Origin of the sequence: Mesobacillus sp. S13 (assembly GCF_020422885.1) — a bacterium.
Classification (GTDB): Bacteria; Bacillota; Bacilli; order Bacillales; family Cytobacillaceae; genus Mesobacillus; species Mesobacillus selenatarsenatis_A.
This window is the reverse complement of sequence record NZ_CP084622.1, coordinates 775,308-797,141: the sequence shown is the minus strand read 5'-3', so window position 1 is coordinate 797,141 and position 21,834 is coordinate 775,308. Positions and strand designations below refer to the sequence as shown.

Genomic DNA, 21,834 nt, shown 5'->3' with positions numbered 1-21,834 from the left:
CCCTTTTACTAAGAATTAAAATAAACACAGATCCGGCAATTGTTCATTTCCTGGATTGGGATATCCATATCGTAAATTTCTTTTAAGGCGTCAGATTGGATGATTTCCCTCGTTGGGCCATCCTTGACGACTTTTCCATCCTTTAGTGCGACGATGCGGTCCGAATACACGGAGGCAAAGTTGATATCATGCAAGACGATGACGACGGTTTTGCCAAGGTCATCGACAAGCTGGCGGAGGATTTTCATGATCTGGACCGAATGCTTCATATCCAGGTTGTTCAACGGTTCATCGAGCAGGATGTACTCTGTATCCTGGGCAATGACCATCGCGATGAACGCACGCTGCTTCTGACCGCCTGACAGCTCGTCGAGGTAACTGTCCTGCATCTCGGTCAGATGCATGTACTCAATTGCCTGGTCGACGAACCGCTCATCCTCCTCGGTCAGCTTCCCTTTTGAATAAGGGAACCTTCCAAACGAAACGAGCTCTCGGATTGTCAGGCGAACATTCATGTAATTCGACTGCTTCAAGATCGAGACGACCTTGGAAAATTCATTCGACTTCATCTTCCGGACATCGGTTTGGTCAATGAGAACTTCCCCGGAATCGGCATCGAGCAGCCGGCTGACCATCGAAAGCAGCGTTGACTTTCCGGCGCCATTCGGCCCGATGAACGAAGTGATCTGGCCTCTCTGGATGTTGACAGTCACATCTTCAACGACACTCTTTTTTCCGTAATATTTGGACAGTGAACGAACTGAAATCATGAGGATCGACTCTCCTTCAGCAGTAAGTAGATGAAATAGACGCCACCGACGAAGTTGATGATGACACTAAGCGTGGTGGAGAAGGTGAAGACTCTTTCCACGACCCATTGGCCGCCAACTAGGGAAATCACACTGATTAAAATTGCTCCGCTGATCAGGACGCTGTGCTTGTATGTTTTGAAAGCTTGATAGGATAGATTTGCAACAATCAAACCTAAAAAAGTAAGCGGTCCGACAAGGGCGGTGGAAATCGAAATGAATACGGCAACGAGCACGAGCATTTTTTTTACAATAGAATCATAGGAAACTCCCAGATTAATCGCATTCTCCCTGCCGAGCGACAGCACGTCGAGATAGGCTGTGAACCTCCAGGCATAAATGATTAGCAGGACAATCAGGGCAATTGCCAGCCACACCAGGTCGGTGTTGATGTTGTTGAAACTGGCAAACATCCGATCTTGCACAATCTGAAACTCATTTGGATCAATCAGCACCTGTAGGAATGTCGAAATGCTGGAGAAAAAGGTTCCAACGATGATTCCGACTAGCAGCAGAAAGTAGATTGGCTGACTTCCTTTTTTAAAAAGAAGCCGGTAAAGCAGCAAGGCAAACACAACCATGATAGCCACTGTTAAAATGAAGTTCACCTGTTTATTGACGACAGTCACATGGCCGGAACCTAGGAAGAAGATCAGCACAGTCTGCAGCAGCATGTAAAGAGAATCCAGTCCGATGATGCTTGGTGTCAGGATGCGATTGTGGCTGATCGTCTGGAATACGACGGTTGAATAGGCAATTGCTACTCCTGTGATCACCATCGCGGCCACCTTCATCGCCCGCTTAGGCAGGGCATAATCGAAGCTGCCATTCAGGTCATGGAACAAATACAACGCGCTCGCACCCATTGCGATTAAAACTAGGAGGATTAATTTGACTGAATTACGCATATGCCTTCCTCCTAAACAACAGGTACAAGAAAATTCCGCTGCCGATGACGCCGACCATCAAGGAGATTGAAATCTCGTAAGGATAAATCAGCACACGGCCAAGGATGTCTGTGACCAGTAGAAAATTCGCTCCCAACAAAGCCGTATGCGGCAATGTTTTTTGCAAATGGTCGCCTTTGAAAATCGAGATGATATTCGGGATGATCAGCCCGAGGAAAGGAATCATTCCAACCGTCAGCACGACTGTAGCCGTAATCAGCGCGACAAGAATCAATCCGATGTTGACGACCCGTTTGTAGGCGAGTCCCAGGTTCTTCGAAAAATCTTCTCCCATTCCTGCCACCGTGAAGCGATTGGCGAATAAATAGGCAATCACGAGGATCGGAATGCTTATGTACAGCAGCTCATAGCGCCCCTTCATGATCATCGAAAAATCACCCTGCAGCCACGCGGACATGTTCTGGATGACATCGGCTTTGTAAGCAAAGAATGTCGATACGGATGATAGGATATTACCCAGCATCATTCCGACAAGCGGAATGAAAATCGCGTCCTTGAACTTAATCCGGTCAAGGATTTGCATGAACAAAAATGTTCCTGCCAGTGCGAATACGAACGCAATCAGCATTTTCTCCATCGTGGACGCGTTTGCAAAAAACAGCATCGAAACGAGAATGCCCAATCTCGTCGCATCGAGCGTGCCCGCCGTTGTCGGTGATACGAACTTATTACGGCTAAGCTGCTGCATGATCAAACCGGCAATGCTCATCCCCGCACCGGCAAGCAGGATGGCAATCAGCCGCGGTACCCTGCTGATCAGGAAGATTTCCGTTGCTTCCAATTGAAAATCAAGCAGTTCCATCGGCGTTATGCTGCTCACTCCCACAAACAGGGAGAGCAATGAAAGGATAATCAAAGATGTAATCAAGTAACGCTTTTTCATGGCCATGCTCCTAATCTCTATCGATAGATAATGATAATCATTATCAGTTAACCTATTTAAATAATAAATCTTCTTAATAAAAAAAGTCAATAAGTAATTGAGAATTTTTATCATTTAGTTTGGATATTATAACCAATTAAATTAGAAAAGCTCCTCTTATAAACAAGAGGAGCTTCCTAACTATTCAAGGGAACCAACATATTCGGCGATCTTCGTGATCTCCCCTCTCGTTAAACCTGACAACTCTTTCGTGTTGTGGCGAGAAATTGCATCTTCCAATGTTTTCGCACTACCATCATGGAAATAAGGTGCAGTCGCCCACACTCCTCTGAGTGTCGGTGTATCGAAACGCTTCTGATCACGGGGATTTTTCATCGCTGCTCTTGCATCTCCTGCTGATTCTTTATCCAAAGTGTTCGAGGTGCCGATATCGTAGAGAAAATCCTGATTGTCTGTGGTCAGCTGGCCATTTCGGTCCACTGCTTTGACACTATCGGTGAAATTGTTGCCTCCATGGCAGGAAAGGCAGCCTGCTTTGCCTTCGAACAATTCCTTGCCCTCGAGCGCTGCTTCAGACAGCTCTCCATCCTTCAAACGGTATGGACTTTTTGGAGGCGGGAATGACTCCGGGTTATCCAAAAAGGCAAACATCGCGTCATACATATGGGCAATATCTTCAGGAAGCGGGTTGCCTGCATCGTACTTCATCATTCCGCCCATTTCCCCCTGGACCGTCAAAAGATAATCCTCAAAGTCATCACGGCTGCCATCCCACATGAAAAGTCCCGTTTTTGTAGTCAGCACATTGCTCGGAACATTCCGCGGGCCTTTAGGTGTCAGCAGCGTCAGACCATTCATGTCCCCATCTGCATGGCAGGAGGCACAGCTCATCCAGTTATTCCCGGTAATTTCAGCGGCATATTCATCACTGTTTGCACTGTAAAAAATCTTTTTGCCTTCCCGTTCAAGCGGGTCCATTGGGTCGTTAGAGACTAATGCAATATTTTCACCAGCTGCTTTGACTCGTGAATAGGTGCCTCCACCAGCTTTTAGAACAGACATGTCATGACTCATGGCGTTATGGACAAACAGGCTTTCACCATCTGGAGAAACGACCGCTCCCCTTGGGTTGTCCCCGTTGATTCGTCTTACAATCTGTGTTGCATTACCGCCTCGATTAAGATCAAACACTACTAAATCCTCGCTGCCCGACATGACCGCATACGCTTTGCTGCCATCTGGTTTAAACACAATATCATACGGATTGGATACAATGATTGTTTGGTTTTTGCTGTCAGAAACGTTGATTTCATCAAACAGCTCTTTCCTTTTATCAATTATTTCCTCATCACGTTCTAGATCAATGACGGAGATCGCCGGAAAAATGGTTTCCTCAAAGTGGATCGGTGTATCGATATTGGTCAGCATGTGAGGTACCCATGCTGTTTTCCCGTCAGGGCTGATGACGAATTGTTCAAGAGAGTTGGGTATACCCTGGCTCTTTTTGACATCGCTTTTATCAGGAGATTGGGCTAGCTGGATTTCTTTCACCACTTCATTACCAACTGTATCAATGACCGTAATGCTGCCGTTTAAATACTGCGGCACATAAATTTTGCTGCCATCAGCCGTTATTGCCAGCGAACGCGGGCGGTCTCCCACTTCAATCTCTTCAACTTGCTTCTTTTGCTGCAAATCGAAAACTGAAACGGTACCAGAACGGTAATTTGCAACATAAAGAGTTTTACCGTCCTGGCTTGTTACGACGCCAAAGGGTTCTATTCCTGTTTCAAGCGACCCGATCACTTTCTTATCCTTAATCGAAACAATATCTATTTTGTTATCATACATGTTGGCTACATAGAGATAGTTTTCATCCGGACTAAGTGTCATTTGCCTCGGTTCTCTCCCTACCTTGACCTCAGCCACTACCTTTTGTTTCTTCGTGTCAAAGAATGAAACAGTACTTATATCGATGTTAGCCGTATAGATCATCGTGCCTTTTTTATTCATGATGATATTATTGCTGTTCACCGCATAATCACGAGTGATGTCAAACTCCATCGTGCCACTCGCTTTTTTTGTACAGCCTGCGATAGAAACAGCAATCAGCCCGGCTAAAAGGAACAGAATCAGCTTTTTCATAGGAACGCCTCTTTATTTAGTAATCTATTTCTTGATTTCAACCGGCAACAGAACAGGTGAAATACCGTATTTTCCGTGCCCAGCCTGAATTTGCGGAACATGATCTTTATCTGTGTTGCCTAACTTTCCTTTGTTGAAATAAAAATCACCAGTATCCCAGAATTCGCTTGCCTGCATGCCTTCTTCAAGACTTGGACCATCAATGACAGAATCAAAAAACTCGGTGTAACGAGAAGTGATTGTATCGATTTCTAAAGCTTCAGGCTGCTCCTTGTCGCTTTCATTATTGCTTAAATTGTTGATGGCAACCCTGAACACAGCCGCTACTCCTCCGGCAGTATAAGCATCATACTTCATTTCATCCTTGCCGGTTTTATAAGCATTCACATCTTCATCCCAAAGTTTTTCATCCATTGCCACATAGATATTACGCGCAGCATCACGATACTTCTCATCCTTTGTCGCAAGGTACGCTCCGGTCAGGCCGCGGATGGCGCCAAGCTGTGCCTGTAATGATTCTTCGCTGTCTTCACCCTCGCCAATGGTATAACCTTTTGCAGCCAATCCATTTTCCATGATTAGTTCATCGATGATAAAATCTGCCTGGGACTTGATCAATTCAATCGCACGCTGTCCTTCCTCAGTGCCCAGTCCGTCTGCGCTTTCTCCGCTTGCGTAGCCAACCGGCAACCCGTCAATCGCTCTTTGGAAGATTCTTAGAGATTCAATTGTGTATCCCGCCTGGAATGTGTCTACATAGTTCCCCTGCTTGCTTCCATCATGTTCAGTGATAAATGTTCCTTCATCGTTATTGAAGTGCATTGCATCGATGTTTTTAAAGACGTGAAGCAGGACATCCTTATTGACAGAATACGGATCAGTCGACTCTATATCATTTTGATTCTCTTTATCTATGTTTTCTTTTGGAGCTGAAGGATATGGATTGCCATCCAATAGTGCCCTGAATGAAGGGGCAACATTTGGATTCTCTGCCCGCTGGTCCGTCATACCGTAAAATTCAGCTGCAGGCCAGAGCATCAGCCACTGGTCATTCAACAGGCTTCGGCTGTCTGCAAGTTTCATAGACTTGGCATTCGGCATTAGGTCATTTCCATCTTCCTCAACCTCAATTTTATGAGGCAGGTAGACAAAACCTTTAGCAGGATCGTACTGGCTTCCAATGCCCGCTGAAGTCAGCTCTTTTCCATTGTAAAAAAGTCCTTGTTTAATAAAGTTGAGCTTATTCCAGATTCCCTCAACAAGGAACATTCCCTGCATGCCGTCTGGTGAACTTACACCAAGCGCAACATTTTCATCCTTATCGTCATTCGGTGTTTCCCCTTCAAGCTCCTCATCCTGGTCCACTGTATGGAAACCGCCAAGGAAATCCCCTGCCCACAGGGCCTGCTTTAAAAACGTTCCTCCATAGGCAGCCGGATTCAACACTTTATCCATTTTTTCGCGATCCCAGCGAAGAGACTTGAAGTTTACTTGATAGTTAGGAACATATGTATCTCCATCACCAGAAGCATACTCTTCTGTATCCACTTCCGTGATATAATGCGGGTCACCATTCGAATACTCGATCAGAGTCGGAAACATATTCGAGAAAATTTCTTCACGCGGATATCCTACTGCATCAGCAAGCTCATAATAACGCTCCGCCAGAACCTCGTGATTTTCTTGGCCTTTTTCCTTTGCCATTTCACTGACAACCGGACCATTAATCAGGTGCAGCCCCAGCCCTGATTTTTCCGTTACTTCATACATCGCTTCCTCGGAATATTCATAGGCTTCGATACCGGCAGTGTAATCAAATTTTGAAGGCTGATCGACTTCCTTAGGATCCAGGATATCCAAATCCACTCCCAGCCCTTCCAGCAAAGGTTCTCCGGAGAGTTCGAACTCCGCATAGGCAAACATGTTTGCCGCAGTATCGAAATGATAATCGGTTACTTTGACGGAATACTCTTTTTTATCTTCAGCGGCTTTTGGAGACAAACTTTCTTCTTTCGCACTTTCCTCAGTACAGCCAGCAGCAAAAAGCAGACTTCCTGCTATTGAGATTGATGCGATTTTCTTCAATGTTTTCTTTTCCATATGGATAGTACCTCACTGTAGTTGATAATTATTTTCAATGATAACGATTCTCATTATACAGCAGGTTAACAACCTAGACAACTTAATATTGTTTTATTCATAAAGTTGTAACAACTCTAGTTAAATAGAAAAAGCTCCCCATTCCAAGGAAGCTTCAGCTCATTTCCAATGACTTTTCAAGCAATTTTTGATGCCTGATTTCAAACTTGTGAATTTGGTTCAACTCCTCCAGCAGGTCGTGAATCGAGACGAGCTCATAATAGATGACCGTTTCTTCGGAAAACCGGTGAGATTTTGCTTCCCGCTCATCTACCTCATGTCTCAGTAGTTCCAGCAGTTTTTTGACGATGGCATCATGAGATTCATCCATTGCGAAATCAGGATCTTGGAAGGCTGACTTGATCGATTTCACCATATTTTCGACGACCTGAGCTTTGGTCTCGGGCAGGTGCAACGAGGGGAGCGAAACGAGATTTCCAACATGATAATGGACTTGTCTCATAATCGTCAGTTTCTTGAATTCATAATGGATGTTCCGCATATCCTTCCGATCGAATTGGTGCAGCTTCCATTCTTTCTTTTGGTATTTGCATAGTGTTTCAATCGCTTCCATGTCCTTCAGGATTTTCATGAAGTCAGCTCGTGTCTCTCGGTGCAACGGCTGATGCCTCGTAATTTCCGTTCCCCTGCCTTCTATCAAGTCCCCCGTTTCCACAATCAGGCGCTGGATTTTTGCCTTGATTGATTTTGAATAATCAGGTCGTATCACAAGCAGGTTCACCAGGGTCGACACCGTCAATCCGGTCAAAGTTGTTCCAAGCCGGATGAAAAAGCTGGACAGATAGTGGTCATGGACAGTAGAAATCATGGCGACGCCGGTCAGGACTGCTACGAGTGCTCCATCTTGAAGTCTCAGCCTGTGGCAGGCAATAATCGTCGCGACAGCAACGAGCATATAAGTTAGCGGACTGTCGCCGAAGGCAAAGTTGAAGACGACCGAGAAAGCCGCTCCTATCGCTGATGCCGGGAATCTCACATATGCTTTTCTTATCGAATCTGCCGCGGTAGGTTCAATTGTCACGATTGCTGTAATCACGGCGAACATCGGCGGCCAGCCTAAAAGCTCGCAAATCAATGCCGTAATAAACACAGCAATCCCCGTTTTCAGAACCCTTCCTCCGACAAAATTGAATTTTTTCAGTATGGACATTTTGCATTCCTCATTTATCATTACATACACTCATTATACCGTATGGCCAGCAGATGTGAAAAAGAGCCCCATTATGAGAGGGGCTCCTTGATTAATTGACCACATATCCATCTCCACTGACCTCAGTACCAGCCGGGACAGTGATATAGATGAATTCCAATCCTTGCATCATGCCATATCCACTGGTGAATTGTTCTCCATCTTCACTGAATTGGGTAAATGGAAAGGCGTTCGTAAACTTTACGAGTTTTATATTCACATGATCAGTCGGCAAGATTTTTAAAGTTGATTCACTTAGTTCTATAACTGGTGATTTGAAGCGATCGGTTATATCAATATTATCAATATAGGAATAGGTTGAGTAATGAGTCGCTTCGACTTTCCCCTCAAGAGAATCAACCTTCTCGATAAAAATCATGATATTCTGACCCATGAACTCTATGTCCAGTTGCTTGCCGTTGAGCGGAAAATCCCATTTCTCTTTTTTGGTCAGACCTTCAGCCTCTTCAATCCTTCCCGATTCGACTATAGAATAAATATCGCTATTCAACCGATCGTTTTCTGCTAATTCCTCATCAGTCAAATACTCAGCTTCTAAAGTCCCCTCCACAGGAACCATGGATGATAGAATTCCCGCTGCCAGCAGAACAACCAGGTATACAGTAAAAACCTTTGTGATCCCGCTTCCGTTTAGGAATCTTGAACCTGCGAATCCCTTCGAGAAACTTCCAAAACTCACCATAATAAGCAAGACGAAAAATATCAAGATGAAAAAACTCATTTTCTCACCTCCAGGCTATTCGAGATCCAGGCCGCTACGCCATAAAGAAGCGAGGATGCTAGGAGCACTTTGATTAAAAACAGCACAAATGACGTTTCTCTCACAAAAATTTGGCCAATGTCAATCACAAGGGTAGACTCACTTTCTAGTAATACATTCATAAATATACTGCCAAAAAGGAGTGCAGGGAGAATAATCATGAAAATTCTGTTTCTTTGGACTAGCATCCCGACCAGATAACCCAACGCTGTGAACAGGAACAAATATAAGATCGTCGCACCCAGACCCTCTCCCATTTGCAGCACGGTCATTGGCTGGCTTTCAATGAATTCCCGGTTCTGCTGAAATAATATTGCAAGTTTCAGTGATTGGCTTGCTAGTAAAAATGTAACTCCACCGATGATACTTGCCCAGCCTAGGAACAGGATATTCGATAAGTGGCTGCTGAGCCTGTTGGCCACAAAAGAGTAATCATCATAACGATATGCCTGGGTAGTGACGACAATTGCTGAGATGAAAGCCCAGATCATCATAAAAGCAAGGATGAAGTTGCCAGAGTAATAGTTTGTATCATAACTGAAAGTCTCAGATCCTCCTCCGCTGCCTCCTTCTCCTCCTAGCGAAAAAAGAAGTCCGATGACTTGCAGCATCATTAAGGAAGTGAATACCCCACGGTAAGATTTCAATTTAAAGCGAAACTGTTTTTTTACAACATCCCAAAGACTAACCTTTGTTAAATACATCATCGATCCCGCCTTTCTCCTGGCTCGTCAAGTACAGACAGAGGTCTTCGTTAGAAATCGTCGAGAACTCAAGGCCGTTTTTCATCGCTGTGGCGATCTGGTCATCGGATAGATCATTGCGAATCACTGCATAGATCCTTCCGAATTCAGCATTGCTTTTGTGAAATACCTCGTGGCCGCGCAGCCAGTTTTTCATACCTTCCTCTTTTCCGCTGACAACCACCGCATATTCACGCAGTTCTTCAATTGGCATATGCAAAAATTGCTTGCCATCCTTCAGGAGCAGGATGTCTTCGAGGATATCCTCCACCTCGTTCAAGTGATGGCTTGAAATGATGATCGTCCGGGGATTGGCGATATAATCTTTCAAAAGCGCCCGGTAAAAATCCTTCCTGACCCCCGCATCCATGCCGTTCGTCGGTTCATCGAAAATGGTCAACGGGCATCGAGCCGCCAGGCCTATAATTGCATTGAAGGTATTCCTCATACCCTTTGATAACCCGGCATGTGTCTGCTTCGGATCGAGGCGGAAATAATCCAGCAGATTCCGCGCCAATTTCATATCCCAGTTATGATAAAAATCACCCGCTGTTTCCAACAGCTCCCCAAGATTCAATGCAGCAGGCAGATTCATGTCATTATCAACCATGATCATGTTGGCAGACACAGTTAGATTATTGAATGGATTCTCTCCAAACACTCTGACCTCGCCTGAACTCTCAAGCATGAAACCGGCCGCGATTTTCAGCATCGTCGTCTTTCCTGCCCCATTCCTGCCGATCAGGCCAGTAATCTTATTTTCACCGAGGGAAAACGAAAGGTTATCCAAGGCGTTTTTCTTTCCATATGTTTTGGTTACATTTTCGAACTCCAGCACACTCATCACGATTCCCCCTTCATATCCCGTTTGGCTTCCTGGATCATCTGTATCAATTCCTCTTCCGTCACCTTGAGATGTTCCGCTTCCCGCACCAACTCAGCCACCAATGACTTCAATGTCTGGTTCCTCCGTTTCGCCATGATTATCTTCTTCGCATCCTCCGATACGAACATCCCGAGACCACGCTTTTTATAAACAATGTTTTCATCCGCCAAAATATTCAACCCTTTTGCTGCTGTCGCCGGATTGATATTCAGCATTTCCGCAAGCTGATATTGTGAAAAAACCTTTTCATCCCTTTTGATACTCTCGCTGAGAATCTCCGTCTCCAGCCACTCAGCAATTTGGACATAAATCGGCTTCATGCTATCTGAATTAAGGATCAATCCCGCACCTCCTTTAACAGGCTATATAGTGCATTACTGTTGTAATGTACTATATAACATATTATGCAAGATCACAAGGGATATTTAACCAATTCCAAGAAATTTTTCAGATGTGGACTTAATTGGGTGAATAAATGAAGCCGGTAGAAATGGGTAATATCCTTCCGCCAACAAAAAGCTGGTTAAATAAATGCTATTAATCCATTAAGGGTGGTAATTAAGGGAATTAGTTGACGTTCCCCCTCCTATTTGAACGGCCTACGGGTTATTGCACCGATAACTGCGATAATTGCACCTTCAAGTGTGATAATTGCACAGTTGATCGGCGTAATTGCACGGTCACGGATGTTAATTGCACCGTTTAGTAAGATAATTGCACCTTCATCCTAAATTTGGATAAAACGATGACCTCTCCCACATAAAAAAAACCCCCTCGCATTTCACGAGAGGGCAAATTCTATAAAACTTTTTTGTCCAAAGGGCTTTCCATCTTCATCAGTTCCAGCTTCATTTTTTCCGTTTCAAGCAGGTAGTTTTCATGCTTCAATCTTTCAAGCTCGATTTCGTCTTTAATCATGTTGTGTTTGATTTTGGCTACTTTTTGATAATGGCTAGTGATGATTGCGACAAGCGGAATCGAGAATACCATAATGATACCTAAAGCCCCTGTTAAAGCTCCTGTCATGAAACTTCACTCCAACTCTATCATGATTTTACTTTTATCATATCAAATACAGGAAAAATAAACCAACCCTAAATGGATGTTTCGAATTGGACCTTGTGCAGGTTCGCGAAGATGCCTCCCTGTTGAATCAGCTCATCATGGCTTCCTTCTTCGGCAATCCCGTCCTCCGTGACGACGACAATTCTGTCGGCACTTTTGATCGTTGCCAGTCTGTGCGCGATGACTAGCGTTGTCCGGTTCTTCGATAATTCTCCAAGCGCTTTTTGAATGATTCTTTCCGTCTCGGTATCAAGTGCAGATGTCGCTTCATCGAGGATCAAGATCGGCGGATTCTTAAGGAACATACGCGCAATCGCAATTCGCTGCTTCTGTCCACCCGACAGTTTCAGGCCGCGTTCCCCAATCTGCGTCTCATAGCCTTCTGGCAAAGCAGCAATGAAATCCTCCAAGTGCGCTTGTTTCGCAGCTCTGACGATATCCTCGTGCGTTGCCCCCAGTGAGCCGTAAGCAATATTCTCACGCAGCGTTCCTGTAAAAAGGAACACATCCTGCTGGACGATCCCGATTTGCGAGCGCAGCGATTTCTTCGTCATCTCGCGGATATCGATGCCATCGATTGTTATGCTGCCTCTGTTCACATCGTAAAAGCGGGGAATCAATGAACAAATCGTCGTTTTCCCTGCACCAGAAGGGCCGACAAACGCGACTGTTTCCCCATGTTTGATTCTCAGATCGATTCCTTCCAAAACCGGTTTATTTTCATCATAGCTGAAAGTAACATCGCGGAATTCAATATTCCCTTTCAAACTAGTGACCTCAATTGCATCTTCCCTGTCCACCACATCAGGACTCTGATCCATCAGCTCGGTAAACCGTTTGAAACCTGCCATCCCTTTTGGATACAACTCTAGTATTGCACTGATTTTATCGATTGGCTTAAAAAGTACGTTCACATACAAGACGAACCCTACCAGTTCTCCATAACTCAAGGTCCCCTGGAAACTCAGCCACGCACCATACACGAGAACAACAAGGACAATCAGTCTTGTCAGCATATAAATACTGGACGAACTAAAGGACATTACCTTATAGGCACTCAATTTGGCACGGCGGAACTTGCGGTTATTCTTTGTGAATCTCTCAATCTCGAAATCTTCATTTGTAAAAGACTGGACCACTCTGATTCCGGAAACACTGTCCTCCACCCTGGCATTCACATCAGCAATGTCTGTGTACATATTCTTCCACGCTGCGTTCATTTTCAGATTGGAATAGGTAATTAGCCAGATCAGGAATGGCACGATGATCATCGTAGTCAATGCCAGATTGACATTGATTGTCAGCATGATCCAGAACGCGCCGACGAAGGTCATCACTGCAATGAATAAGTCCTCGGGTCCGTGGTGCGCCAACTCTCCCAGGTCAAAAAGATCATTGGTGATCCTGCTCATGATATGTCCGGTTTTCGTATTATCGAAGAAGCGGAATGATTGCTTCTGTACATGCTGGAACAGCTGCTGCCTCATGTCTGTCTCAATGTTGATTCCCAGCTTGTGGCCCCAGTAATTGACGATGAATTGCAGCAAAGTGCTGATGATGTATAACAGTAGCAATCCGACGCTTACACTCACGATCATATTCCAGTTTCCGCCAGGCAATAAGGTATCGATAAACCATTGCACTGCGAGCGGAAAAGCAAGCTCCAACAAAGCAACAATCACCGCACTGCTAAAGTCAATGATGAATAGCCGCCGATGAGGGCGGTAATAAGTAAAAAATCTCCGTATCATTTTCGTTTCTCCTTTAATATCTTCAAGTGATTATATGCCAAACAATGCTACTTTTTCAATAATTACGAAAACTTTCTTTCAGAAGAAAACTCTATCTCGTTTATTTTATTCACGGTTAATTTTACTAATTTATGGATAGTTTATAGATAGAATTGAGTAGTTGAGGTGAGGACATCGGATGATTTCAAAGAGGCACTTCCTTTTCAATCTTGTAATGATTTTTGTCCCATGGCTATCGTTATTGTTCATCGGCAAAAGAAGCTTTAAACGATACTCTGCTGCCGGAGTTTTTATCATTATTTTTGAAATCATCAACCATATGTATGGGCACAAGCGGAACTGGTGGAAATTTTACAATAAACGAAAGTCATTCCTCAGGGATGAACTACCATTCAGCATCGGACCTTATATGCCACTATCAATGTGGCTATTGAAAAATTCTTATGGGGATTTCAAAAAGTTCATCAAACTGAATGCCATTGCAGACGGCATTTTCGCATTCTTTTTCATTGATGTGCTAAAAAAACTCAAGATCGTAAGACTGAAAAAGCTAAGCCATTTCCAATTCTTTTTCTATCTCCATTACAAAGCGTATTTATTGTATGGCTTTCAGTACCTCTACGAAAAATGGCGGGGTTACCGTTTGTATATGTAAAAAGCTCCCGGCTTCATTAGCTGGGAGCTTTTGCTTTATAATTTAAGAATTGATTTGTTATGAAGGAACAAGTACACCTTCGAGTTCTTTATTGATCTCTTTCGAGCGGTTCGCCGCATGGTTGACGGCCTGGGAGATCGCCATACCGCCATTGTATTTCCTTAATGCGTTCAGACCCGAAGCTGTCGTTCCATTCGGGGAGGTGACGTTTTTCCTGAGCACCTCTGGCGTTTCGTCTTTTTCGATGATCATTTTCGCCGCACCAAGGATGGTCTGGGCAATGATTTCACGGGCCATTTTTTCGTCCATGCCGTTTTCCTTGCCGACACGCTCCATATGCTCCATCAAGTAGTAAAAATAAGCAGGTCCGCTTCCGGCAAGGCCTGTGAAGATATCCATCTGCTCCTCATCAATCAGGAACACTTTGCCCATGCTGCTTAAAAGCTCTTTTACATCCTCGATGTTTTCGTCCGTTGTGTGCATTCCTGGCGAAATAGCAGTCGCTGATTCCTGGATCATGCTTGATGTATTCGGCATGACGCGAACAACCTGCTGGCCACTCTTAAGGTTTTCTTCCATGAACCCTGTTGAAATGCCTGCGAGTACCGAAACAACCACCTGGCCGGGCACTAATTGATCCTTCAAAGCCTCAAGAGCTCCTGCTGCTCCTTTTGGCTTCATCGCTAAAATAAACATATCTATATCTGCATATGGCAATTCATTCTGAGGCATCGCATTGATTCCGTATCTGGATTCGAGACGCTCCAGTTTCGCTGCATTGCTCTTGTTCGTCACATAAACATTTTCCGCACGCATCTTGCCTGATTTGACCACACCTGAAATCATTGCTTCCGCCATTGACCCTGCACCTAAAAATGCTACTTTTTTATGTTTTAACAACCGCATTCACCTCAAAATTTTTATTTCCGTTCGTATTTTATCAACGTTACCTATAGTAACATCCTCAGAATCAGATTCAAGGAGATCGAGGTAATTCGGGAGCATACGGGCGAGATAGTGAATGAAAGCGGAAACATTTTAAAGAATTCCACCTTTATATGCTTCTAAAGAGCCCTAATCCCCTCTTATGCTAAAATATGAAGATATATAAGGATTCAGAAATAAGAGATAATTGAGGGATTGGACATGAATATAAAAGAAAAAGTCAAGAACCTTCCTTTGACTCCTGGTGTTTACCTTATGAAAGACTACAAAGGTACAGTGATTTATGTCGGGAAAGCGAAAAGCCTCAAGAAGCGGGTCCAATCATATTTTCAAAACTCTGCAGCCCATCCGCAAAAAATCAAGAAGATGGTCGCTAACATAAATGATTTTCATGTCTTGCATACTGATACGGAATTTGAGGCATTCATGCTTGAATGCAAACTAATCAAAGAATTAAAGCCACTTTTTAACAAGAAAATGAAGAGCCATCTTTCGTACTCATATATTGCCATTAATATGGACGGGCCTTTCCGGAAAATTTCAATCGTATCTGAAAAATCCGTTGATGGCGGAACGATTTATTTTGGACCCTATACCAGTCCCATTTATGTAAAAAAAGCAATTGAAAACTTTAAGGAGTATTTCAAAATAGACTGCCTTCAGCCACTCAAGGGTTCTCCTTGCCTGAACTATACCCTGGGGAAGTGCAGTGGTCTGTGTTTAGGCAGATCAGGGGTTGAGCAATACAATAGGATTGTGGAAAGGTTCATTACATTTCTCCAGGGATCTCATGCAGGGATTTTGGACGAATTAGAGCAGAAGATGAATCATGCCTCCGAAGAATTCCAATTTGAAGAAGCAGCAAAATACAGGAATTACATGAAGTCGTTCTCCATCCTTTTGTATAAGGAAAATATGATTCAATTCACTGGAGGAAATAAGAATATTGTCGTGGTTGAATGGATCAACGAACGCACATTGAAGATTTTTCGGATCAAAGGGCATAAGGTCATTTTTAGTAAGGAATACCGTCCAGAGAAGTTTAGTCAGCTAACAGTGGAGATCAGGGACACCATCTTAGAATCTTTTCAGCAGTGTGAGAAAAGAAAATCTGCCGTCATCGGCAAGGAGGAACTTGATGAAGCCCAAATCATTTATAGTTATTTAAATGGGGGCCATGCCAGATTCATCGTCATTCCAGATGAATGGCTGGATGGCAGTGAGAATGAGAAACTGGATGCATCTATTAATCAATTACTAAAAGCTTAAAAGGGCTGCAAAAATAGTTGCAGCCCTTTTCTATGTTTCTTTTGGCCACAGTATTGAAAATGTCGTACCGCTTGAATTGCTCTCCTTTAAAATCAACTCTGCCCCCAGCGAGCGGGCCAACATTTTGCTGAAAGGCAGGCCGAGGCCGAGACCCCTGACTTTCAGTTTTTTCTTCTCACCTCGGAAGAAACGCTCAAACACCAGCGCCTGCTCTTCTTCCGGAATTCCCGAACCGGTATCTTTCACATCAATCCTTCCCTCTGAAAGAATGAGGGATACGCTGCCATCATGCCCTATTGCCTGGTAGGAGTTATTCAATAAGTTAATCAGGATTTGCTGCAATCGTAAAGGATCCGTTTCAGCATGTATGGAGTGGTCAGGCGTGATGACCTTTAGATCAACAAATTCATTTTGTGTGACCTGCCACTGCCTCCCGATATCCTCAACGAGTTTATTCATATCACAATCTTCTGTACGAATCGTAAAAGCTCCGGCTGCCAATGAGTTGAATTCCAGCAGGTCTGAAATCATCGTTTGCAATCTTTGGATTTCTTTTAGGGTGATATCCAGAAACTCCTGGCGCTCTTCACCAGTCACGACTCCATCCCGCACAGCCTGGACGAGGCCGCTGATCGAGGTTACCGGCGTTTTCAGGTCATGGGTGACTCCCGCGAGCAACTCTGCTCGCATTTGCTCCAGCTGGGTCAGACGGCGGGTCATTTCTTTAAAAGAAGTGACCAGTTCATACATTTCAAGTTCCTTTTGGTTTGAATCCAGCGTGATGTCATAATCACCTTCCCGCACCTGTGCCGCTGCCCTCGCTACATCCTGGATTGGGTTCAGGATTCGTTTGGTAAGAAGATAAATGACAATCCATCCTAGCAAGCCAAGTCCCACCAGTAAAATCAGCAACAAACGGTATTCCTGGTCAACATCCGTCAAATCAGCAGCGTTCTGCATAACGACAACCCATCCGGCCTGAAGCTCATCGATGGTGATTGGCGCTTTAACAACATAAATAGCTGTTCCATTTTCCGTGACCCTTTGAATGCTGTCATCTCTTGTAAGGATTTCCGAGGGAACATTTCTTGAAAGATGACGAGGGCCGCCCCCGCCGTGCATTGGACCTGTATTCAGGACATTCCCATTCAAATCAGTAATGAAAAGCAGTGGCTGACTTTCCATTTCGAAAAATTTAGTCGGGTCTCCCATCCTTTTGTCAAAACCACCGAAATCGTCTGCCTGCGCGACCCGGTCGGCAGTTTCAACAGCCATGTACTCCATTAACTTCAGTCTGTTTTCTAGCGTTGTTTCCTTTATCCACCACATCGAACCGGCACCGAGCAAAAGCAGCCCGCCAATCAGGGTCAGCAGGTATCTGGTTGTCCAATACCTCAACAATGGAACGTGCTTTTTATTTTTCGTAAACACTGAACTGATACCCCAATCCTCTTAATGTCCTGATCTCTCCCTGTGAAGCGGGCCAACCCGCCAATGAATGGCGGATTCTTTTTATCGATAGATCTACTGCGCGATCGCTTCCGTCATAATCCATCCCCCAGACATTCTCAATCAAGTCTTCCCGGGTAAAGGTTCGATTGGGTCTCCCCGCAAGGAAAATCAGCAAGCTGAGATCTTTGGGTGTCAACACTACTTTTTCGCCATTGACGGAGACGACATGCGAATCCATATTGATCTTAAGGCTGCCAAATTGTTTCATGTTTTCCGTTTCAAGAACTTGGGAGGAACGGCGCAGCACGGCATTTACCCTGGCAACCACTTCTTCACCAACGAACGGCTTGGAAATATAATCGTCCGCTCCCTGGTTCAGCCCTTTTAAGCGATAGTCAATGTCCCCCAAGGCAGTCAGCATAATGACGGGACAGGAGCTGATGTTTCGGACTTCCTTCAGAACATCCCAGCCATCCATTTCAGGCAGCATCACATCCAGCAGAACAAGATCAGGCTGGTGCTGAGTAAATAAATGGAGACCTTGTTTGCCATCGTACGCCTGGAGTATCTCATATCCTTCATGCTTCAGGTAAACTGCCAGCACTCTTGAGATCGTTTGTTCATCTTCTACTATTAATATGCTTTTCATCGCCGCCCCTCCCATCATCCTATATATTTGAACTGTTCTACTTCCTATCTTACAGGAAAAACCCCCGCTTGATATCGGGGGACCCTTACTATTTAATGAAATTAAAATCCTCTTCCGCTGCCGCTATGGTGCATGCCGCCACGGCCACCTTCACCACCGAAACCTCCATGTCCCATTCCGCCTTTTCCACCTTTTCCGAAGCCTCCGTCATGTCCAAATCCGCTGCCCATTCCGAAACCTCCGCCATGGCCGAAGCCCATTCCATGGTTCCCGATTCCATCTTCGAACAGCTCATCAAGCTTGTCAGCATCCTTTGCCTGAATTTCTTCCATCAGCTGGCGTGTGTCTTTATCGGTAGTGGATATTCCCAATTCCTTCGCCAAGTTCAGGACTTTCTTTTCCTGCACTTCCTGGGCGATTTCACCTATTGTTTTGCCGTCAATCGTAATGTTCAGTTCTTTGGCATCTGCTTTTACTTTAGCAGACCGCACCTCCTGCGCAATGTCGCGGATATCCTTGCCATCTACTGTAATTCCATACTTTTTAGCCTGTTGATTGATATAAGCTGTATGAACTTCCTGCTGCAATGTCTGCAGGTCTTTGCCCTCAGTAGAAACACCCAGTTCCTTCGCTTTTTTATTCAAGTTCGCTGTCCGGATCTCTTCCATTAAAGTCTGTGCATCCTTGTTATCCGTTGAAACGCCCAGCTCTTTCGCTTCATCCTTAAGGTTCTCTAGACGAATCGCATCGTGGAGGGCTGCGGCATCTTTTCCATCAGCAGAAATACCCAAATCCTTCGCTCTTTGCTTAAGATTCGCCAATTGGACTTCCTCAGCCAGCGTTGAGATATCCTTACCGTCTGTCTTGATCCCAAGTTCCTTTGCTTCATTCTTAATTGTCGCTTCACGAATTTCACCCATTAATGTTTGAGCATCTTTTCCTGATGTACTGATGCCAAGATCCTTTGCTTTTTCGATCAGCGCCTCTGAGTTCCCTCCGTAATATCCTTTATGGCCAAAACCCTTTCCAAAAAAACTTTTAACAGTTGCTGCTGTGCTTGTGGTGCTGTCATCATTCGCCAACGATGTAGTTGCATACCCTCCAAGCAATAATGCACCTGCAATTGTGAAGCCAATAACTGATTTCTTTTTCATATCTGACATCCTCCTGTAATTCTTTCTATTTTTAGGTTCAAATTGGACATGAACCTTATACTCATAATTTACTCTGGTAATATGTCAGCAAAATGTCAGATGAAATATTTTATATAAAAATTTTCTAAACAAAATCTAGTGAACCTACTGGGGAATTCACTGTAAAACAGTGTTTCACATGTCAGGAAGACGTCAAAAGCAGGGAACGGCCAAGCCGCTCCCTTGCTCTCATTGCAAATTCACCTTAACTGTCTTATCCGACCAGAAGCTAGGTGTGTATTGAAGCTGCAGGCCAGGATCTCCTGCTGGCTGTTCAAAAGCGATTGTGCCAGTAACCGTTCCACCGGGTGCGAGTTCTCCGGATTGAAGTGCGGTATTTGTATCTATTGTCGTGAATGCCTGGTCAACGATTTGACCCTGGCTGTTCGACATCTTAAAATCAAAAGGATTATATGAAATGTTTTCATCGCCGGCATTCTCGATCAAAACTGTTACCACAACATACTCATGTCCATCCTTTGGCTGGTCAAATTCACCTCCGGCTGATTTCTCAACTTTGGTGACCGTCAGCACATTGTCTTCTAATTGGACCTTCTCCCCGACTGCGAATTCTTCCTTTACTGGCGGAGCTTTTTCTTCTTCTTTAGCGGTAGTAGAGGTTTCTCCAGCTGCCGAAGCTGAGGTTTCATCTGCTTGATCTACCTTTGTAGCTGTTTCCTCTTCCCCTCCGCCCCCAGCTAAGGCAAAAACGATAATAACTGCAATCAACCAGAACCACCATTTTTTAAAGATTTTCATCTTCAAACATTCCCTTCATTCTTTTCTCGGTAATGGATTCCGATACCATTTCATACATGTTTTCAATTCCTTTTTCAGAGGCTTCGAAGTTAAAGGAGTTCTCCATATTGATTCCGAGGCTGTCTGCTTCTTTGGCTACATCGATGTTGGCACCCATGAAGATGAATTCCCAGCTGTATTTTTCCTGCTGGTGCCGGATCAGTTCCTTCACCTTTCCATATGTGAACTCGCTGCTCGCGTTCTCCATGCCATCTGTCGTGATCACGAAAATGACTTTGCCAGGCCTCTTTTCCTCGCTGGTTCTGCCAAGACGGTAGCCAACATCAAGTATTGTTTTTCCGACTGCATCCAGAAGCGCTGTCATCCCGCGGACATAGTATTCATCTTCAGTGAGCTTCGCCTCCCGTGCATCAATCCCGTTCCAGAGCACTTCATATTGATCATCAAAAAGCACCGTTGTCAGGATTGTCTCGCCTTCCAGTTCGGTCTGTTTTTTTACAAAAGCATTGAAACCGCCAACTGTGTCTCTCTCCAGCCCTTCCATCGAGCCGCTCCGGTCAAGCAAAAAAATGATTTCCGTTAAATTATTCTTCATCACTATCATCCTCCTAAGCTGAATCTGATATAATCATATCTAGATTCATCCATATTTTGGTCGCCTGTTAAGCGACATTTTCAAGGAGGCTGGCCACATGCTGGATCAAAAAATATTGGCAGATTTACAAGAGTATATCGATCTTAATATGAATTTTGTTCTTTATGAAAAGTCCGCTGGACACATAGAGGATTATGTCCTTGAGAGCATTTCACCGCTCGAGATTGAAAGCTTCATAGCCGAGAAGAGAAAGCCGACTCTTCAGAAAGTATTGTTTGGCTTTATAGACAAAAAAGGCTGCAAGGACTCCGAGGTCTATAAGAAAGCTGGCCTTGACCGACGTCTTTTTTCAAAGATCCGCTCTAACCCTGAATACAAACCGAGTAAAAACACGGTCACAGCCCTTGCGCTGGCCCTTGAGCTCAACAAAAAAGAAACCGACAAGCTGTTAAGCTCTGCCGGCTACTCTTTGTCAGACAGTGAAACATCCGATCTTGTGATTCAGTTTTGCATTGAAAGAAAAATCTATGAAATCGACCAGGTCAATTATGCCCTGGATTATTTCAGCCAGAAGCCATTAAGCGGAGTCCTATAAAGCACGATGGTGCTAGCATTAGCTCCAAGATTTTTCCATAAACGAAGCCTGGAGGTACCACCTCCAGGCTTCGTTTATTAGTGAATGGCCTTTCCCCGCTCAAAATGATTCATGCAGGTCAATTCAATTATATAATCGTAGTTTGCAATCGCTCTCTGAAGCTCATTTTTTTCATCTATAGACAGGCTTGGATTCTGCATTTTATTTGCCAGCTGCATCTGCAATGCTTCTAATTGAGATTTGACTTCCTGATAGTTCATGTCCAACACCCTTTCAGAAAAATGAAATCGTTTTCTTTCTTATTTTTATTATATCCTGATAACCCCTTTGGGTATCATTTGA

Annotated in this window: 22 protein-coding genes; 3 read left to right on the top strand and 19 right to left on the bottom strand. The window is 44.3% G+C overall.

Going from position 1 to position 21,834, the window contains the following annotated elements; translation table 11 throughout:
- Positions 1–8: 8 nt before the first annotated feature.
- From LGO15_RS04090 to LGO15_RS04035, 12 genes are all read right to left on the bottom strand, one after another.
- The gene (locus LGO15_RS04090; protein WP_226086849.1) at positions 9–770 is read right to left on the bottom strand and encodes an iron ABC transporter ATP-binding protein; all 762 of its coding nucleotides are present in this window, start codon (positions 768–770) and stop codon (positions 9–11) included.
- A complete protein-coding gene (locus LGO15_RS04085; RefSeq protein ID WP_167833525.1) occupies positions 767–1,717 on the bottom strand; it encodes an iron chelate uptake ABC transporter family permease subunit in 951 nt (316 codons plus the stop codon). Before LGO15_RS04085 ends, LGO15_RS04090 begins: the two co-directional genes overlap by 4 nt.
- Positions 1,710–2,660, bottom strand: a complete 951-nt coding sequence (locus LGO15_RS04080; protein ID WP_226086848.1) for an ABC transporter permease — start codon at positions 2,658–2,660, stop codon at positions 1,710–1,712. Before LGO15_RS04080 ends, LGO15_RS04085 begins: the two co-directional genes overlap by 8 nt.
- Before the next feature lie 180 nt (positions 2,661–2,840).
- Positions 2,841–4,805, bottom strand: a complete 1,965-nt coding sequence (locus LGO15_RS04075; protein ID WP_413231369.1) for a beta-propeller fold lactonase family protein — start codon at positions 4,803–4,805, stop codon at positions 2,841–2,843.
- 24 nt (positions 4,806–4,829) lie between these two features.
- Positions 4,830–6,905, bottom strand: a complete 2,076-nt coding sequence (locus LGO15_RS04070; RefSeq protein ID WP_226086847.1) for a hypothetical protein — start codon at positions 6,903–6,905, stop codon at positions 4,830–4,832.
- A 154-nt stretch (positions 6,906–7,059) separates the two neighbouring features.
- Entirely contained in the window at positions 7,060–8,115 is a 1,056-nt protein-coding gene (locus tag LGO15_RS04065) for an aromatic acid exporter family protein (RefSeq protein WP_226086846.1), read from the bottom strand.
- A 91-nt stretch (positions 8,116–8,206) separates the two neighbouring features.
- On the bottom strand, positions 8,207–8,896 hold the full coding sequence (locus LGO15_RS04060; RefSeq protein WP_226086845.1) for a hypothetical protein: 690 nt from the start codon (positions 8,894–8,896) through the stop codon (positions 8,207–8,209).
- Positions 8,893–9,642 (bottom strand): hypothetical protein, encoded by a 750-nt coding sequence (locus LGO15_RS04055; RefSeq protein ID WP_226086844.1) that lies wholly within the window; start codon positions 9,640–9,642, stop codon positions 8,893–8,895. Before LGO15_RS04055 ends, LGO15_RS04060 begins: the two co-directional genes overlap by 4 nt.
- Entirely contained in the window at positions 9,620–10,522 is a 903-nt protein-coding gene (locus tag LGO15_RS04050) for an ABC transporter ATP-binding protein (protein ID WP_226086843.1), read from the bottom strand. The genes LGO15_RS04055 and LGO15_RS04050 overlap by 23 nt, the downstream gene beginning before the upstream one ends.
- On the bottom strand, positions 10,522–10,905 hold the full coding sequence (locus LGO15_RS04045) for a GntR family transcriptional regulator (RefSeq protein WP_167833517.1): 384 nt from the start codon (positions 10,903–10,905) through the stop codon (positions 10,522–10,524). The genes LGO15_RS04050 and LGO15_RS04045 overlap by 1 nt, the downstream gene beginning before the upstream one ends.
- Before the next feature lie 457 nt (positions 10,906–11,362).
- The gene (locus tag LGO15_RS04040) at positions 11,363–11,590 is read right to left on the bottom strand and encodes a hypothetical protein (RefSeq protein WP_167833516.1); all 228 of its coding nucleotides are present in this window, start codon (positions 11,588–11,590) and stop codon (positions 11,363–11,365) included.
- 68 nt (positions 11,591–11,658) lie between these two features.
- Complete coding sequence (locus LGO15_RS04035; RefSeq protein ID WP_226086842.1) at positions 11,659–13,380, bottom strand: ABC transporter ATP-binding protein; 1,722 nt, start codon at positions 13,378–13,380, stop codon at positions 11,659–11,661.
- Positions 13,381–13,558: 178 nt separating this feature from the next.
- Between LGO15_RS04035 and LGO15_RS04030 the strand changes: the two genes are divergently transcribed.
- Positions 13,559–14,035 (top strand): hypothetical protein, encoded by a 477-nt coding sequence (locus LGO15_RS04030; protein WP_167833514.1) that lies wholly within the window; start codon positions 13,559–13,561, stop codon positions 14,033–14,035.
- A 57-nt stretch (positions 14,036–14,092) separates the two neighbouring features.
- Here LGO15_RS04030 and proC read toward each other — a convergent pair whose 3' ends face one another.
- Positions 14,093–14,941 carry a pyrroline-5-carboxylate reductase gene (gene proC / locus LGO15_RS04025; RefSeq protein ID WP_226086841.1) on the bottom strand — a complete coding sequence of 283 codons (849 nt, stop codon included), beginning with the start codon at positions 14,939–14,941 and terminating at the stop codon, positions 14,093–14,095.
- 240 nt (positions 14,942–15,181) lie between these two features.
- Between proC and LGO15_RS04020 the strand changes: the two genes are divergently transcribed.
- Positions 15,182–16,249, top strand: coding sequence for a GIY-YIG nuclease family protein (locus tag LGO15_RS04020; RefSeq protein ID WP_226086840.1), 1,068 nt, complete (start codon positions 15,182–15,184; stop codon positions 16,247–16,249).
- Between the two features lie 30 nt (positions 16,250–16,279).
- Here LGO15_RS04020 and LGO15_RS04015 read toward each other — a convergent pair whose 3' ends face one another.
- The 5 genes from LGO15_RS04015 to LGO15_RS03995 form a co-directional block, all read right to left on the bottom strand.
- Positions 16,280–17,680, bottom strand: coding sequence for a HAMP domain-containing sensor histidine kinase (locus LGO15_RS04015; RefSeq protein ID WP_226086839.1), 1,401 nt, complete (start codon positions 17,678–17,680; stop codon positions 16,280–16,282).
- Entirely contained in the window at positions 17,664–18,350 is a 687-nt protein-coding gene (locus tag LGO15_RS04010; protein ID WP_167833510.1) for a response regulator transcription factor, read from the bottom strand. The genes LGO15_RS04015 and LGO15_RS04010 overlap by 17 nt, the downstream gene beginning before the upstream one ends.
- A gap of 101 nt (positions 18,351–18,451) precedes the next feature.
- Positions 18,452–19,504 carry an ELKS/Rab6-interacting/CAST family protein gene (locus LGO15_RS04005; RefSeq protein WP_226086838.1) on the bottom strand — a complete coding sequence of 351 codons (1,053 nt, stop codon included), beginning with the start codon at positions 19,502–19,504 and terminating at the stop codon, positions 18,452–18,454.
- Between the two features lie 228 nt (positions 19,505–19,732).
- Positions 19,733–20,302, bottom strand: coding sequence for a DUF4352 domain-containing protein (locus tag LGO15_RS04000; protein ID WP_226086837.1), 570 nt, complete (start codon positions 20,300–20,302; stop codon positions 19,733–19,735).
- The gene (locus LGO15_RS03995; RefSeq protein WP_226086836.1) at positions 20,289–20,897 is read right to left on the bottom strand and encodes a vWA domain-containing protein; all 609 of its coding nucleotides are present in this window, start codon (positions 20,895–20,897) and stop codon (positions 20,289–20,291) included. The genes LGO15_RS04000 and LGO15_RS03995 overlap by 14 nt, the downstream gene beginning before the upstream one ends.
- A gap of 97 nt (positions 20,898–20,994) precedes the next feature.
- Between LGO15_RS03995 and LGO15_RS03990 the strand changes: the two genes are divergently transcribed.
- Positions 20,995–21,492, top strand: coding sequence for a hypothetical protein (locus LGO15_RS03990; RefSeq protein ID WP_226086835.1), 498 nt, complete (start codon positions 20,995–20,997; stop codon positions 21,490–21,492).
- A 77-nt stretch (positions 21,493–21,569) separates the two neighbouring features.
- On the opposite strand, the gene LGO15_RS03985 is transcribed toward LGO15_RS03990, so the two are convergent.
- On the bottom strand, positions 21,570–21,752 hold the full coding sequence (locus tag LGO15_RS03985; protein ID WP_167833505.1) for a DUF3896 family protein: 183 nt from the start codon (positions 21,750–21,752) through the stop codon (positions 21,570–21,572).
- Positions 21,753–21,834: the final 82 nt, after the last annotated feature.

Bases quoted from the DNA above. Each gene is read 5' to 3' on its own strand.
- LGO15_RS04090 (WP_226086849.1), bottom strand. From the start codon at position 770: ATGATTTCAGTTCGTTCACTGTCCAAATATTACGGAAAAAAGAGTGTC.
- LGO15_RS04085 (WP_167833525.1), bottom strand. From the start codon at position 1,717: ATGCGTAATTCAGTCAAATTAATCCTCCTAGTTTTAATCGCAATGGGT.
- LGO15_RS04080 (WP_226086848.1), bottom strand. From the start codon at position 2,660: ATGAAAAAGCGTTACTTGATTACATCTTTGATTATCCTTTCATTGCTC.
- LGO15_RS04075 (WP_413231369.1), bottom strand. From the start codon at position 4,805: ATGAAAAAGCTGATTCTGTTCCTTTTAGCCGGGCTGATTGCTGTTTCT.
- LGO15_RS04070 (WP_226086847.1), bottom strand. From the start codon at position 6,905: ATGGAAAAGAAAACATTGAAGAAAATCGCATCAATCTCAATAGCAGGA.
- LGO15_RS04065 (WP_226086846.1), bottom strand. From the start codon at position 8,115: ATGTCCATACTGAAAAAATTCAATTTTGTCGGAGGAAGGGTTCTGAAA.
- LGO15_RS04060 (WP_226086845.1), bottom strand. From the start codon at position 8,896: ATGAGTTTTTTCATCTTGATATTTTTCGTCTTGCTTATTATGGTGAGT.
- LGO15_RS04055 (WP_226086844.1), bottom strand. From the start codon at position 9,642: ATGATGTATTTAACAAAGGTTAGTCTTTGGGATGTTGTAAAAAAACAG.
- LGO15_RS04050 (WP_226086843.1), bottom strand. From the start codon at position 10,522: ATGAGTGTGCTGGAGTTCGAAAATGTAACCAAAACATATGGAAAGAAA.
- LGO15_RS04040 (WP_167833516.1), bottom strand. From the start codon at position 11,590: ATGACAGGAGCTTTAACAGGGGCTTTAGGTATCATTATGGTATTCTCG.
- LGO15_RS04035 (WP_226086842.1), bottom strand. From the start codon at position 13,380: ATGATACGGAGATTTTTTACTTATTACCGCCCTCATCGGCGGCTATTC.
- LGO15_RS04030 (WP_167833514.1), top strand. From the start codon at position 13,559: ATGATTTCAAAGAGGCACTTCCTTTTCAATCTTGTAATGATTTTTGTC.
- proC (WP_226086841.1), bottom strand. From the start codon at position 14,941: ATGCGGTTGTTAAAACATAAAAAAGTAGCATTTTTAGGTGCAGGGTCA.
- LGO15_RS04020 (WP_226086840.1), top strand. From the start codon at position 15,182: ATGAATATAAAAGAAAAAGTCAAGAACCTTCCTTTGACTCCTGGTGTT.
- LGO15_RS04010 (WP_167833510.1), bottom strand. From the start codon at position 18,350: ATGAAAAGCATATTAATAGTAGAAGATGAACAAACGATCTCAAGAGTG.
- LGO15_RS04005 (WP_226086838.1), bottom strand. From the start codon at position 19,504: ATGAAAAAGAAATCAGTTATTGGCTTCACAATTGCAGGTGCATTATTG.
- LGO15_RS04000 (WP_226086837.1), bottom strand. From the start codon at position 20,302: ATGAAAATCTTTAAAAAATGGTGGTTCTGGTTGATTGCAGTTATTATC.
- LGO15_RS03995 (WP_226086836.1), bottom strand. From the start codon at position 20,897: ATGAAGAATAATTTAACGGAAATCATTTTTTTGCTTGACCGGAGCGGC.
- LGO15_RS03990 (WP_226086835.1), top strand. From the start codon at position 20,995: ATGCTGGATCAAAAAATATTGGCAGATTTACAAGAGTATATCGATCTT.
- LGO15_RS03985 (WP_167833505.1), bottom strand. From the start codon at position 21,752: ATGAACTATCAGGAAGTCAAATCTCAATTAGAAGCATTGCAGATGCAG.